Source organism: Achromobacter mucicolens (genome assembly GCF_902859725.1).
Classification (GTDB): domain Bacteria; phylum Pseudomonadota; class Gammaproteobacteria; order Burkholderiales; family Burkholderiaceae_B; genus Achromobacter; species Achromobacter mucicolens.
In genome coordinates, this window is sequence record NZ_CADIJP010000002.1 from 18038 (window position 1) to 31814 (window position 13777).

At 67.1% G+C, this 13777-nt stretch carries 12 protein-coding genes; 3 read left to right on the plus strand and 9 right to left on the minus strand.

The features are described from left to right. Positions 1–179: 179 nt before the first annotated feature. From HV786_RS01865 to HV786_RS01875, 3 genes are all read right to left on the minus strand, one after another. Entirely contained in the window at positions 180–1307 is a 1128-nt protein-coding gene (locus tag HV786_RS01865) for a CaiB/BaiF CoA transferase family protein (protein WP_175209881.1), read from the minus strand. A 14-nt stretch (positions 1308–1321) separates the two neighbouring features. Then, positions 1322–2299 carry a Bug family tripartite tricarboxylate transporter substrate binding protein gene (locus HV786_RS01870; protein ID WP_128830015.1) on the minus strand — a complete coding sequence of 326 codons (978 nt, stop codon included), beginning with the start codon at positions 2297–2299 and terminating at the stop codon, positions 1322–1324. Positions 2300–2369: 70 nt separating this feature from the next. Further along, positions 2370–4070: an acyl-CoA dehydrogenase family protein gene (locus HV786_RS01875; RefSeq protein ID WP_128830016.1), complete on the minus strand. Its 1701-nt coding sequence runs from the start codon at positions 4068–4070 to the stop codon at positions 2370–2372. Positions 4071–4191: 121 nt separating this feature from the next. Between HV786_RS01875 and HV786_RS01880 the strand changes: the two genes are divergently transcribed. Next, positions 4192–5103 (plus strand): LysR family transcriptional regulator, encoded by a 912-nt coding sequence (locus tag HV786_RS01880; RefSeq protein WP_128830017.1) that lies wholly within the window; start codon positions 4192–4194, stop codon positions 5101–5103. 3 nt (positions 5104–5106) lie between these two features. On the opposite strand, the gene purU is transcribed toward HV786_RS01880, so the two are convergent. From purU to HV786_RS01910, 6 genes are all read right to left on the minus strand, one after another. Then, positions 5107–5961 (minus strand): formyltetrahydrofolate deformylase, encoded by an 855-nt coding sequence (gene purU / locus HV786_RS01885; RefSeq protein WP_056321032.1) that lies wholly within the window; start codon positions 5959–5961, stop codon positions 5107–5109. 40 nt (positions 5962–6001) lie between these two features. Beyond that, positions 6002–7111: an NAD(P)/FAD-dependent oxidoreductase gene (locus tag HV786_RS01890; protein WP_128830018.1), complete on the minus strand. Its 1110-nt coding sequence runs from the start codon at positions 7109–7111 to the stop codon at positions 6002–6004. Continuing rightward, on the minus strand, positions 7108–7632 hold the full coding sequence (locus HV786_RS01895) for a flavin reductase family protein (protein ID WP_128830019.1): 525 nt from the start codon (positions 7630–7632) through the stop codon (positions 7108–7110). Before HV786_RS01895 ends, HV786_RS01890 begins: the two co-directional genes overlap by 4 nt. Positions 7633–7701: 69 nt before the next feature. Beyond that, positions 7702–8331, minus strand: coding sequence for a pyridoxamine 5'-phosphate oxidase (gene pdxH, locus HV786_RS01900; RefSeq protein ID WP_056321041.1), 630 nt, complete (start codon positions 8329–8331; stop codon positions 7702–7704). A 116-nt stretch (positions 8332–8447) separates the two neighbouring features. Next, a complete protein-coding gene (locus HV786_RS01905) occupies positions 8448–9104 on the minus strand; it encodes a gamma-glutamylcyclotransferase (protein ID WP_108005390.1) in 657 nt (218 codons plus the stop codon). Positions 9105–9106: 2 nt separating this feature from the next. Further along, on the minus strand, positions 9107–10315 hold the full coding sequence (locus tag HV786_RS01910; protein ID WP_128830020.1) for an MFS transporter: 1209 nt from the start codon (positions 10313–10315) through the stop codon (positions 9107–9109). Positions 10316–10627: 312 nt separating this feature from the next. Between HV786_RS01910 and HV786_RS01915 the strand changes: the two genes are divergently transcribed. Then, complete coding sequence (locus tag HV786_RS01915; protein ID WP_128830021.1) at positions 10628–11812, plus strand: efflux RND transporter periplasmic adaptor subunit; 1185 nt, start codon at positions 10628–10630, stop codon at positions 11810–11812. A 1-nt stretch (position 11813) separates the two neighbouring features. Then, positions 11814–13772 (plus strand): MacB family efflux pump subunit, encoded by a 1959-nt coding sequence (locus tag HV786_RS01920; RefSeq protein WP_152383525.1) that lies wholly within the window; start codon positions 11814–11816, stop codon positions 13770–13772. The last annotated feature ends 5 nt before the right edge of the window (positions 13773–13777 follow it).

Sequence of the window (13777 nt, forward strand, 5' to 3'; positions counted from 1 at the left end):
TATTTCCTCTTATGTGGCTCGGGGAAAGCGTGCGGGGAGCAACGCGAGATGCGGAAAAAAGTCTAAGGCGGCAATCGGGCGGCGTGCTGAAACCAAATGTCTAAGTTGTTGCGCGCGGGGCGGCGGCTCTCTTGGGGAAAAAAAGCCCGGCGGGCGCCGGGCGGGTCATCGATGCGGGATCAGTCCTGCCCGGATGGCGGCGCCAGGTCCGGCGGCAGCTTGCGCAGCGTGGCGGGCGTGCGCGACAGCTTGATGGGCGATCCCACGCCCTTGTAGTCGCCCTGTTCCAGCACCATGCCGCGGTGCAGGGTGTGTGGATGGGCGAGCGCCTGGTCCACCGTCTGCACGGCCGCGGCAGGCACACCGGCGCGCAGCAGCTGGTCCGCTAGCGTGGCCGCCTCATGGCGGGCCAGCAGGTCGGCAAGGTCATCGCGCAGTGCCTGGCGGTTGCGCAGGCGGTCCGCGTTGGTGGCGTAGCGCGGGTCCTCGGACAGCGCGGGGGCATCCAGCGTTCGGGCCAGCATTGCAAACTGGCGGTTGTTGCCGACGGCCAGGAAGATCGGGCCGCTCGCGGTGGGCAGCGTTTCGTAGGGGGCGATGTTGGGGTGCGCATTGCCGCTGCGCTGCGGCACCTTGCCGCTGTAGAAGTAGTTCGGCGCATGCGGGTGCAGCAGCGACAGCGCGCAGTCGTACAGCGTGATGTCCAGGAATTGACCCAGCCCGCTGCGCGTGCGCTCATTGAGCGCCAGCAGGATGGCCACGGCCGCGTTCAGGCCCGTCACCATGTCCACGACCGGCAGTCCCACCCGGGTTGCCTCGCCGTCCGCCTCGCCGTTCACGCTCATCAGGCCGCACATGGCCTGCGCGCAGGCGTCGTAACCCGGCAGGCCGCCCAGCGGGCCATCCGAGCCGAAGCCGCTGACACGGCAATGGATGAGCGCGGGGAAGGCCTGCTTCAGGTCGTCGTAGCCCAGGCCCCACTTTTCCAGCGTGCCAGGCTTGAAGTTCTCGACCAGCACGTCGGCGTCGGCCAGCAGGTGGCGCAACAGTTCCTGGCCCGCGGCCTGCGACAGGTCCAAGGTCATGCCGTCCTTGTTGCGGTTCACGCCGACGAAATACGAGGCGGTCTCGCCCAGGAAGGGCGGGCCCCAGCCGCGCGTCTCGTCGCCGCCGGGCGGCTCGATCTTCAGCACGTCGGCGCCGTGGTCGGCCAGGATCTGGGTGCAGTACGGGCCGCCCAGCACGCGCGACAGATCGATCACCTTGCAGCCCGCGAGGGCGCCGGCATTGGGTAGGGTTTGGGCCATGGCTATGCTTCGCGTCAGTCGATGGAAACGTTGGCGCTCTGGATCAGTTCGCGCCACTTGGGGACTTCGGTGGTGATGAAGCTGGACAGGCCCTGCGGCGTCTTGTCCTGCGCCTCGACGATGCCCTGCATGCGCAGCGTCTGCTCGATCGTGGGATCGGCGAGGGCGGTCTTGAAGGCCTGGTTCAGCGTGTTCACCACATCGGCGGGCGTGTCCTTGGGGGCGACGATGCCGAAGAAGACGCTGACGTCATAGCCTTTCAGGCCTTGCTCGGACAGCGTGGGCAGGTCGGGCAGCGCATCCGAACGCTGGGCGCTGGCCAGCCCGATGGGGCGCAGCTTGCCCGCCTTGATGTAGGGCAGCGCGGTCAGGATGTCGGTGAACGACATCGACACCTGTCCGCCCAGCAGGTCGTTCAGCGCGGGTCCAGTGCCCTTGTACGGGATGTGCATGATCTTGGTGCCGGCCATGCGGTTGAACAGGATGCCGGCCAGGTGCGACGACGCGCCATTGCCGGACGAGGCGTAGCTCAGCTTGTCCGGGTTCTTCTGGGCGTAGGCGATCAGTTCCTGCAGGTTGTTGGCGGGCACCGACGGGTTCACCACCAGGATGTTGGGCAGGTGGCCGATGCGGATGATGGGCGCGAAGCTGGTCTCGGGGTTGTAGTTCTGCTTCTTGTACAGGCTAACGTTGATGGCCAGCGGGCCGGACGTGCCGAACAGGATGGTGTAGCCGTCGGGTTTGGCCGAGGCGACATATTCGGAGCCGATGTTGCCGCCCGCGCCACTGCGGTTTTCGACGATGACGTTCTGCTTGAGCGGTTCGCGCAGCTTTTCGGCCAGGCGGCGCGCCAGCGCGTCGGTGGGGCCGCCTGGCGGAAAGGGCACCACCAGCGTGACCGGCCGGGCCGTGGGGAAGGCGTCTGCCGCCACGACGGGCGTGGCGGCGATGGCGGCGGCCGCCAGGAACAGAGGGGCAAAATAGCGCTTCATGTGTGTCTCCAGTGGATGACGCGCCGGCTGTGCCGCCGGCGTCGGGTTGCAGCGAAAGCCCTGACAGGTGCTACAGCGCGTAGTGCAGGATGGCCTGGCAGGCCGCGCTTTCGTCAGGCGGGATGGCGTAGGGGTCGCGCGGCGCCAGGCGGTGCAGCAGCACCTGGTTGGCCAGCCGTGCGCGGGTTTCCAATCCCGCGCCGGTGGCTTCCCACCGCAGCGCGGCCATGGATACGGCGTGATAAAGCAGCGACGCGGCCTGGCGGGCCAGCTGCGCATGGTCGCCCTGCGCGGCGTGTTCCGCCAGCGCATAGGTCTTTTCCAGGGCGCTGGCCTGCATGCCGGCCAGCTCGGGCGGGCAGGGCGCGCCGTCCGCCAGCAGGCGGTCGATGTGGCTGCGCAGCGCCGGCAGTGAGTTTTCTTTCTTGATGGCGCGCAGCACGTCCAGCGCGACGATGTTGCTGGTGCCTTCCCAGATCGAGCCCAGATGCGCGTCGCGCACCAGGCGCGGCTCGGTCCATTCCTCGATATAGCCGCAGCCGCCGCGCACTTCCATCGCGTCGCCGGTGACCTTGCGCGCGTCGCGGCACGCGCGGAACTTGATCAGCGGCGTCAGGATCCGGGCCAGCGCGGGGTCGGCCGCGCCCTGGTCGGCATCGGCCAGCGCACGCGCCGTCTGGAACATGACGCTGCGCGCCTGTTCCGCCCACACGATCATCTTGACCAGCTGGCGCTGCATGAGCGGCATGTCGATCAGGCGCTTGCCGAACGCGCGGCGGTGCTGCGACACGTAGATGGCCTCGGTGACCGCGCGGCGCATCAGGCCCGCGGCGCGCATGCCGTTGGACAGGCGCGAGTTGTTGATCATGTCGGCCATGTGCTTGAAGCCGCGGCCGCGTTCACCGACCAGCCAGGCGACGGCGCCCTCCAGGCGGATCTCGCCGCTGGCCATCGAGCGCGTGCCCAGCTTGTCCTTCAGGCGCAGGATGCGGTAGTGGTTGTGCGTGCCGTCGGCCAGGTCGCGCGGCAGCAGAAAGAGCGACACGCCCTTCAGTCCCGAGACCGGTTCGCTACGCGCCAGCACCATCGCAAAACCGGCGTCAGGGTTCGAGCAGAACCACTTGTCGCCGTGGATGCGCCAGGTGCCGTCATCCTGCTGCTGGGCCGTGACCTCGGTGGCGCTGACGTCCGAGCCCGCGCCCTGTTCGGTCATGAACATGGCGCCTTGGCGCAGCGTGTCGAAATCCTGCGAAGTCACCTGCGGCAACACGCGCTCGACCAGCGCGGGATCGCCGAACTTGCGCAGGGTGCGCGCCAGCGAGTCGGTCATGCTGACGGGGCAGCACAAGCCGAATTCGGCCTGCACGAAAAGATGGCTGAGCGCGTACTTGGCCGCGGCGGGCATGGGCTCGGGCCAGCCCAGCACGCCGCCCCGGTGGGACAGCGCCGCCAGGCCGAACTCGCTGTAGGCCAGGCGTTCAAGTTCGACGTACGCGGGATGCTTGTCGATGCGCGATTCGTCCGTGCCGGCGCGGCTGCGCACCGATAGCGTGGGCGGGTGCTTGTCGGCGACCGACGCCAGTTCGTCCATGACGCCGCCGGCCAGTTCGCCAAGCCGGCTCAGATGCGGCAGCAGATGCGCATGCAGCTCGGCCGGCAGGTAGCGTCGGCTCAGCGCCTCGGCGTAGGGGTCGGCATCGAACAGGTTCAGCCCCCGGGAGTCCGGTACGGGCGTGGCGGTGGCGGCAACAGGCAAGACGGGCGTATCCATGGCGGCATCCGGGTCGGGACGGGGAGATGCCCTATGTTGCGGGGGTTGATTCATCTACTCAAATACTGTTTTGATGTAGATCAATCCAAAATAAATATAGATATACCCAAAGGAGGGACGCATGGATCTCGAACCGCGTCTGCTGCGCTACTTCATCGCCGTGGCCGAAGAGCGCCATTTCAGCCGGGCGGCGGCGCGCCTGCATATTTCACAGCCGCCACTCAGCTACGCGATCCGCCAACTGGAAGAGAACATCGGCGCGCGCCTGCTGGCCCGCACCAGCCGGCACGTCGAACTGACCGACGCCGGCCAGGCGCTGTACCACGAAGCGGTGATCCTGCTGCGCCAAGCCGAGGAGGTCCGCATGCTGGTGCGCCAGGTGGACGCGGGCCTGCGCGGCCGGCTGCGCATCGGCTTCGTGGGGTCCATGCTGTATCGCGGACTGCCCGCGCTCTTGAACGTCATGCGCAAGGAATTGCCCGACGTGGAACACGTGCTGACCGAACTGAATTCGCACGACCAGATCGAGGCGGTGCGGCGCGGCGAGCAGGACCTGGGCTTCATCCATGCCAATCCGGTGCCTGAAGGCGTGCAGGCGCGCGACCTGATGGCCGAGCCCTTCGTGGTGTGCCTGCCCGACGCGCATCCGCTGGCAGATCGCCAGACCCTGCGGCTGACAGAACTGGCGCGGGACGATTTCGTCTTTTTTGCGCGCGCGGCGTCGCCCAGCTATTACGAGACGGTATTGGCGATGTGCGTGTCGGCCGGCTTCATGCCGGCGATCCGGCACGAGGTGCGCCACTGGCTGAGCGTGGCCTCGCTGGTGTCGCAGGGTTTGGGGGTGTCGATCGTGCCGGCCTGCCTGTCGCGCAGCGGGCTGGCGGGCACGCGGTTCATCGCGTTCGAGCACGAGGCGCGATCGATCAGCCAGGTGATCTGGCCGGATGCGGCGCGCTCGCCCTTGCAGGAGCGCGCGGTGGCGCTGGTGGCGCAGGCGTTTGCGCCGTTACAACCCGCCCCTGCAAGGGCCTGAGGATCAGCGGAACACGACGGTCTTGTTGCGGTTCAGGAGGATGCGGTGTTCGACGTGGCTGCGCACCGCGCGCGAGAGCACCAGGGATTCGATGTCGCTGCCCACCTGGGTCAGGTCCTGCGCCGTCATTGTGTGGTCGACGCGTTCGATGTCCTGATCGATGATCGGGCCTTCGTCCAGGTCCGACGTCACGTAGTGAGCCGTGGCGCCAATGATCTTCACGCCGCGCGCATGCGCCTGGTGGTAAGGGCGCGCGCCCTTGAAGCTGGGCAGGAAGCTGTGGTGAATGTTGATCGCGCGGCCGGTCAGGGCGCGGCACATGTCGGCCGACAGGATCTGCATGTAGCGGGCCAGCACGACCAGGTCGATGTTTGCCTCGTCGACGATCTTGAGCACCTGCTTTTCCTGTTCCAACTTGGTGTCGGGCGTGACCGGCAGGTAGTGGAACGGAATGTTGTAGGTCGCGGCCAGGCTGGCGTAGTCGTTGTGGTTCGAGACGATGGCCGCCACTTCGGCATGCAGATGGCCGCTGTGCACGCGGAACAGCAGGTCGTTCAGGCAGTGGCCCTGCTTGCTGACCATGATGAGCAGGCGCTCCTTGCGGCGCGCGTCGTGCAGCTTGAGCTCCATGCCGTAGTCGGCGGACATCGCGTCCAGGCGGGCGCGCAGGTCGTCGGCGGACGCGCTGACCGGCAGGTCGAAGTGCACGCGCAGGAAGAAGCGGCCCGTCTCTTCGTCGCCGAACTGCTGCGAATCCAGGATGTTGCAACCCAGTTCGAACAACAGGCCGCTGACGCGGTAGACGATGCCGGTGCGGTCGGGGCAGGACAGGGTCAGGATGTAGTCGTTGTGCTGCATGGCAGGAATGGCTGAATGAGAAAAAAGGAAGCGGGCGGGGTCAGGCGGACAGGCGCGCCAGGGTTTCTTCCGCCAGGGCCAGGCTGGAGGTCAGCCCGGGGGATTCGATGCCGAACAGGTTCACCAGGCCGGGCACACCGTGAACGGCGGGCCCCGCGATGACGAAGTCCGCGGCCGGTTCGTGCGGACCGGAGATCTTGGGGCGAATGCCCGTGTAGCCGGGCGCCAGCGCGCCGTCGGGCAGGGCGGGCCAATAGCTGCGCACGGCTTCGTAGAACACATCGGCGCGGGAGGGATCGAGGGTGTAGTCCTCGGTGTCCACCCATTCGGTGTCGGGGCCGAACTTGGCCTGGCCGCCCATGTCCAGCGTCAGGTGCACCCCCAATCCGGCATGTTGCGGCACAGGGTAGATCAGGCGCGAGAACGGCGCGCGGCCGGACAGCGTGAAATAGCTGCCCTTGCACAGGTAATCGGTGGGAATGCTGTCCGCCGGCACGCCCTCGATGCGGCGCGCCAGCGCGGGCGCCTGCAGGCCGGCCGAATTGATCAGGACGTTGCAGGTCAGGCTCATGGCGTCGTCGCCCCCGAATTGCAGCTCGAAGCCGCCTTCCGGCCGGGCGCGGCCCGACGCGAGCGGCGTATGGAAGACGCACTGGGCGCCGGCATTCTCGGCGTCGCCCTGGAACGACAGCATCAACGCATGGCTGTCGACGATGCCGGTCGATGGCGACACCAGCGCGGCGGTGCAATGCAGCGCGGGCTCCAGGCGCATGGCTTCTTCGCCCGAAATGAATTGCAGGTCGTCCACGCCGTTGGCGCGGGCACGCTGGGCGATGCCTTCAAGCTGGGTGGCTTGCTCGGGGCTGGTGGCCACGATGAGTTTGCCCAGCCGGCTGTGCGGCACGCCGCGTTCGGCGCAGTACGCGTACAGCAGGTGCTTGCCGCGCACGCACAGGCGCGCCTTCAGGCTGCCGGCGGGGTAGTAGATGCCTGCGTGGATGACTTCGGAGTTGCGCGAGCTGGTGCCGGTGCCGATAGCCTCGGTGGCTTCGGCCACCAGGACTTCGCGGCCCGATTGGGCCAGCGCCCGGGCGATGGCCAGGCCGACGACGCCGGCGCCGATGACGACGCAATCGACGTCGGCGCTCATGGCTTGGCCTTTTCGGCGCGCGTGCCGGCCGGGGTCAGGTCGAACCCGCCGGCGTGAAAGACCAGCGGCGGTTCGCCGCTATGTCCGCAACGTTCGACTTCTCCGACCATGATGACGTGATCTCCCTCGACGTAGCGGCTGCGGTTGCGGCATTCGAACCAGGCGGCGCAGTGGCCGTCCAGCATCGGCGTGCCGCCCGGGGCATGGTGCACCTGCAGCCCGGCATAGCGGTCCCGCGTCTTGCCCGTCGCGAAGCGGCGGGCCAGCGCGATCTGGTCGGCGCTCAGCACGTTCACGACGTAGCGCTCGCACTGTTCGAAGACTTCCAGCGACGACGAACCCAGCGACAGGCTCCACAACACCAGCGGCGGATTCAGCGAGACCGAGTTGAACGAACTGACGGTCAGGCCGATGGGGGCGCCGTCCAGGCCGGTGGTCGTCACGACCGTCACGCCGGTGGCGTATCGGCCCAAGGCGGTGCGAAAGAAGACGGAGTCGAAATCAGGGGAGGAGGCGGACATGCAATAGACAGTTCGGTCGGGCGCAGGAGGCGCCCGGCGGATGGACGCCCCGCGTCGGGGCGCCCCGTATCAGGGAGACAGGCGTTCGATTTTCCAGCCCGCCCCGTCCGCCACGTAGCGCAGGCGGTCGTGCAGGCGGGACGGGCGGCCCTGCCAGAATTCAAAGGCCGTGGGCTTGAGGCGATAGCCGCCCCAGTGCGGCGGACGCGGCGGCTGTTCGCCGAAACGCTCGCGGAATTCCTTTTCGCGAGCTTCCAGCTCTTCACGGGTGATGGGCTGGCTCTGGCGCGAAGCCCAGGCGCCGATGCGCGAGCCGGCCGGGCGGCTGTGATAGTAGGCGTCCGACTCTTCGGCCGCCACCTTTTCGACCACGCCCTCGATGCGGACCTGGCGTTCCAGCGGCTGCCAGAAGAACAGCAGGCTGGCGCGGGGCTCGGCTTGCAGGTCCAGGCCCTTGCGCGATTCGTAATTGGTGAAGAACGTGAAACCCTGCTCGTCGAACCCCTTGATGAGGACGATGCGGGCGCTGGGCTGGCCGCTGGCGTCCACGGTGGCCAGGGTCATGGCGTTGGGTTCGGGCACCTTGGCGGCCAGGGCCTCGTCGAACCAACGGGTGAATTGCTCGAATGGCGAGGAGGCTGCCTGGCTTTCCAGCAGCACATTCTTTTCGTAGCTTTGACGCAGATCAGAGACGGACATGGTCTTGGGGGTTCAGCGTTGATAACACGGAGTTTATACCGCCTGGGAGACCGGCCCCTCATTGACCCCGCGCAGGCCCCGGACAAGTTTGCCGCCTCCAGCCGCGGGGGGGCGCGTCAGGGGCCCTCGGGCAGCGGGTGGCCATCCAGCTCCAGCCGGCGGGCAATTGCGTCGAGCCGGGCATCGTGGATGCCGGCGGACCGCAAGGCCTGGGCCGTCTGCACCACGTAATCCGTGCAGGGACCGTAGCGTCCCGCCGCTCGGCGCACGATGGCCAGCAGTTCCGCCTCGGGCAGGGCCCGGATATAGGCGGGATTGTCGCGGTTCATGATGAAGACCAGCGCCCGGACGACGCCTTCGTCCGTGGCGCAGTTGATCCAGCGGGGCAGATAGGCGCCGGTGGACATCTCGCGCTCCCAGAGGGCGGGAAAGTAATGGGGGACCTGTTCGCCGGCCAGGCGGTACACCACGCCCCGGCAGGAACCGCCGCGGTCCAGGCCGAACACCAGTCCCGGGCACTCGGGCGTGCCCCGGTTCACCCGCGACCACAGGCAAAGCGCCCGGTGGTGGCCGCGCAGCGTGGCCAGGCGGCGTTCCATGAAGTCGAAATCCGGGCGCCAGATAAGCGATCCGTACCCGAATACCCATACATCTTCCCCAGCCGGCCAGTGCCGCAGCGCGTCGTCGAGCGAGGCTTGCCGTTCCTCGGGCGTCCAGAGCCGGAAGGGCAGCGTGGCGCCGGAGAGGTCAGAGTGGGATGACTGCTTGTTCACGACTACGTATTCCGTTCAGACTCGTGCGGAGGGTTGCGATTGGCCCAGCCCCCGGCCATCAGCGCCACGGAGTAGGCCCAGAAAAGCGGGGCAACGCCAATTACCGCACCCAGCGCCCCGAAGGTCAACGGCAGGGAGACCTGCGAACCGTTGATGAGCGCCATGCGCAGGCCCACTGCCTCGGCCGCGCGGCCGGGGGGCGAGTGCTGGTGCAGCAGGGCCAGCATGCTGGGCTGACAGCAGCCCAGGGCCAGGCCCAGGATGAAAGACAGCACGATCAGGACGGTAACGTCGGTGAACAGCGGGTAAAGCATGAAATCGATGGCCGCGGTCGCCATCGCCACGCGCACCAGGGTCCAGGACCGGACCCTGCGCTGGATAAGGGGCAGAATCAGGCGGATGACGAACGTTGCCGCCGCGAAGGAAGCAAGAATGAGGCCGATGGTGGTGGCGGACAGACCGATCGCCACGCCGAAAATCGGCACGACGAACAGATGGGTGTCCCAGGCGCCGGACAAAATCGTGTTGACCATGAGAATGCGGCGCAGCGCGGGCACGGCCAGCAATTCGGTCACGCGGCGGCGCTGGGCCTCGCGCACGCCGGTGATGGCCGCATCCACGGCCTTCAATTGATGACGCAGGCTGTACAGGCCGACCGCCGACAACAGCGGGCCGACCGCCAGAAGGCCGAATGCCGTCCGCGTGCCCAGGTGGTCGATCGCCAGTCCGGCAATCAGCGGGCCAGAGAAGCCCGACCCGGCCAGCGCCAGTGACATGAAGGAGAAGTTGCGCAGCCGCTGCTCGGGCTCGGCGTGCCCCAGCAGATCCTGTGTGGCCACCTGGTGCAGCATGAAGCCGATCCCGATGGCGCAGGACGCCACCAACAGCGCGGACTGGGTTTGCGAGATAGAGGGCAGTAGCGTGCCGAAAGCGACCAAAGTCGTGCCGATGACGAGCGGACGCACGATGCCGACGCGGTCCACCCAGCGTCCCGCGCGCACCGAGAACAGCATCGGCAGCACCGCAAACACGGCGACCAGCGTGCCGACCGTGAACGTGGACAGTCCCATCTGCAGCGCCGTCAGGGAAACGGTGATCCGTCCCCCGGTCAGCGCCACATGATTCATCATTGCCAGCAGGCACAAAAGCACCGCCCCGGAAAATTCCGGGGAACTGGATGGCGAGGAGGGGGATCTGTTGGAGGTAGACACGGCTTAACTGCATTCATTCTGTTCGTAACATCCGTCTATGTCGAGGCGACGCTTTTTTGCGCTGCGTCATGGGGTGACTAGTCACTCTGCGGAGTTAACAGTCTCTAGCGGACAAGTCCCGCGCTTATTCGGCAAGATGACGGCACGTTCAAGGCAGGTGCGGTAAAACGGTTCCGCAACCTCCCAGGGATCGTTGTATCGTTCACGCAACGGAACCCTCCGCACGGTGCAATCCGTCTCTGGTTTTCGCCGCTTTTTTGCCGTATTACCGGCGCCGCAGATGGCGCCCGCCGTTCCCATCGTCCAGGTTCAATGAAAAAGTCCCGCAGCAAGTTCAAGCGCTACGCCCTGATAGCCGCCATCCTCCTGCTTCTCGTTTTTGGCGCGCGCGCCGCGTTTTTTTCGGCCCCGCCGCCGCCCACGTTCGCCGTGGCCGAGGTGTCGCGCGCCGACCTGGAGGACAGCGTTCTGGCCAGCGGCACCATCGATGCCATTGAGCGGGTCAGCGTTGGCGCGCAGGCCACCGGTCAGTTGAAGTCCCTGAAGGTGGAACTGGGCGACCGTGTGAAGAAGGGCCAGTTGGTGGCCGAGATCGACGACCTGACCCAGCAGAACGAGCTGCGCAACGCGCAAGCCGCGCTGCAGACCCGGCGCGCCGAGCGTGCCGCCAAGGTGGCCACGCTGAAACAGGCGGAACTGGCGTTCAAGCGCCAGCGCCAGATGCTGGCGGCCGACGCCAGCTCGCGCGAGGCCTATGAAACGGCCGAGGCCACGCTGGCCGTGACCCGCGCCGAGATCGCCTCGCTGGACGCGCAGATCGCCCAAGCCGAGATCCAGGTCGACACCGCCCAGGTCAACCTGGGCTACACGCGGATCGTCTCGCCGATCGACGGCATGGTGGTGGCGGTGGTCACCAAGGAAGGCCAGACCGTCAACTCCATCCAGAGCGCGCCCACCATCATCAAGGTGGCGCAGGTGGACACCATGACGATCAAGGCGCAGATATCCGAGGCGGACGTGACGCGGGTCAAGCCCGGCCTGCCGGTCTACTTCACCATTCTCGGCGAACCCGACGAGCGCTACCGCGCCACGCTGCGCGCGGTGGAACCGGCCCCGGATTCCATCCAGAAGGAAGACGCGGCGTCGTCGCTGACGACCTCATCCAGCACCTCCACCAGCGCCGCGGTCTATTACAACGGCCTTTTCGACGTGCCCAATCCCGACGAGAAGCTGCGCATCTCGATGACGGCGCAGGTCTTCATCGTGCTGGGCGAGGCCAAGGACGCCGTGGTGGTGCCCGCCTCGGCGCTGGGCAAGCGCGGCAAGGACGGGCGCTACGAGGTGCGCGTGGTGCTGGACGGCAACAAGACCGAGACGCGGCAGGTGCGCATCGGCATGAACAACAATGTGCAGGCGCAGGTGCTGGAAGGCCTGGAGGTGGGCGAACGCGTCGTGTCGGCGGATTCCTCGCCGGCCGTCGCCAAGCCGGGAGCCTGACATGGGCGGCCCGCTCATTTCCCTGTCTGGCGTGCGCCGCGAGTTTCCCGCGGGCGACCAGACGATTGCGGTCCTGAAGGACGTCAACCTGTCGATCGAGGCGGGCGAGATGGTCGCCATCGTGGGGGCGTCCGGCTCGGGCAAGTCCACGCTGATGAACATCCTGGGCTGCCTGGACCGGCCCACGCGCGGCGACTACAAGGTCGACGGCCGCAGCACCGGCGAACTAGACCCCGACGAACTGGCCGAACTGCGCCGTGAGCACTTCGGATTCATTTTCCAGCGTTACCACCTGCTGGCGGACCTGAGCGCGCAGGGCAACGTGGAGGTGCCGGCCGTCTACGCGGGCAAGCGCCGCGAGGCGCGGCTGGAACGCGCCTCGGCGCTGCTGGCGCGGCTGGGGCTGGCCGATCGTACCGGCCATCGGCCCGGCCAGCTGTCGGGCGGCCAGCAGCAGCGGGTGAGTATCGCGCGGGCGCTGATGAACGGCGGCGACATCATCCTGGCCGACGAGCCCACTGGCGCGCTGGACACGCATACCGGCCAGGAAGTGCTGCGCATCCTGGAGGAACTGAACGCGGCGGGGCACACGATCATCATCGTCACGCACGATATGAACGTGGCGCGCCACGCCCAGCGCATCATCGAGATCAGCGACGGCGAGATCGTCGCGGACAAGCGCAACCCCGACGCGCCGCGCCATCAGATGGCGCGGGACGAAACTCCGGAAATGGCCCAGCGACCGGCGTGGCAGGCCTATCTGGATCGCTGCGGCGAGGCGCTGCGCATGGCCTTGCTGGCCATGAACGCGCACCGCCTGCGCACGTCGCTGACGATGCTGGGCATCATCATCGGCATCGCCGCCGTGGTGTCGGTGGTGGCGCTGGGCGAGGGCTCGCGGCGCAAGATCCTGGAAGACATCAGCGCCATCGGCACGAACACGGTCGAGGTCTTTCCTGGCAAGGACTTCGGCGATGAAAAGGCGGTGAACATCCGCACGCTGGTGCCGGCCGATGCCGATGCGCTGGCGCGCGAGTCATATGTGGACAGCGTGACGCCGGAAGTGGGCACGAGCAATACGCTGCGCTACCGCAATGTATCGGTGAACGGTTCGATCCAGGGCGTGGGCGAACAGTACTTCCGCGTGCGCGCGATCAAGCTGGCCGAAGGAAAGTTCTTCGACGAGACCAGCGTGGCGCGCCGCGCGCAGGAAGTGGTGATCGACGAGGGCACGCGGCGCGCGCTGTTCGGATCGCACACCGAACCGATCGGGCAGGTGATCTTCCTGGGGTCGATGCCGGCGCGGGTGATCGGGGTGACGCAAAAGAAGGACACGGTGTTCGGCAACAATGATTCGCTGAACGTGTGGATCCCGTACACGACGGCGCTGTCGCGGGTGCTGGGGCAGCAGCACCTGAAGAGCATCACGGTGCGCGTGAACGACGCGACGCCGCCGGCCGCGGCCGAGCAGGCCATCGTGCGGGTGCTGACGCGCCGGCACGTGGTGAAGGACTTCTTCGTGTTCAACACGGACGCGGTGCGCAAGACGATCGAACGCACGACGGCGACGATGACGCTGCTGGTGTCGCTGATTGCGCTGATTTCGCTGATGGTGGGCGGCATCGGGGTGATGAACATCATGCTGGTGTCGGTCACCGAGCGCACGCGCGAGATCGGGGTGCGCATGGCGGTGGGCGCGCGGCGCAGCGACATCATGCAGCAGTTCCTGATCGAGGCGGTGCTGGTGTGCCTGATCGGCGGCGCGGTCGGCATCCTGCTGTCGCTGGGATTGGGCGTGCTGGTCAGCAAGGCCACGGGCGGCTCGTTCCAGATGATCTATTCCACGGCATCGATGGTGGCGGCATTCACGTGCTCGACGCTGATCGGTGTGATTTTTGGCTATCTGCCGGCGCGCAATGCGGCGCGCCTGGATCCCGTCGAGGCGTTGGCCCGGGAATGAAGACG

Excerpts from the sequence above, each read along its gene's own strand:
- HV786_RS01895 (WP_128830019.1), bottom strand. The coding sequence starts at position 7,632 with ATGTCCGCCTCCTCCCCTGATTTCGACTCCGTCTTCTTTCGCACCGCC.
- pdxH (WP_056321041.1), bottom strand. The coding sequence starts at position 8,331 with ATGTCCGTCTCTGATCTGCGTCAAAGCTACGAAAAGAATGTGCTGCTG.
- HV786_RS01870 (WP_128830015.1), bottom strand. The coding sequence starts at position 2,299 with ATGAAGCGCTATTTTGCCCCTCTGTTCCTGGCGGCCGCCGCCATCGCC.
- HV786_RS01865 (WP_175209881.1), bottom strand. The coding sequence starts at position 1,307 with ATGGCCCAAACCCTACCCAATGCCGGCGCCCTCGCGGGCTGCAAGGTG.
- HV786_RS01880 (WP_128830017.1), top strand. The coding sequence starts at position 4,192 with ATGGATCTCGAACCGCGTCTGCTGCGCTACTTCATCGCCGTGGCCGAA.
- HV786_RS01890 (WP_128830018.1), bottom strand. The coding sequence starts at position 7,111 with ATGAGCGCCGACGTCGATTGCGTCGTCATCGGCGCCGGCGTCGTCGGC.
- HV786_RS01875 (WP_128830016.1), bottom strand. The coding sequence starts at position 4,070 with ATGGATACGCCCGTCTTGCCTGTTGCCGCCACCGCCACGCCCGTACCG.
- HV786_RS01915 (WP_128830021.1), top strand. The coding sequence starts at position 10,628 with ATGAAAAAGTCCCGCAGCAAGTTCAAGCGCTACGCCCTGATAGCCGCC.
- HV786_RS01920 (WP_152383525.1), top strand. The coding sequence starts at position 11,814 with ATGGGCGGCCCGCTCATTTCCCTGTCTGGCGTGCGCCGCGAGTTTCCC.
- purU (WP_056321032.1), bottom strand. The coding sequence starts at position 5,961 with ATGCAGCACAACGACTACATCCTGACCCTGTCCTGCCCCGACCGCACC.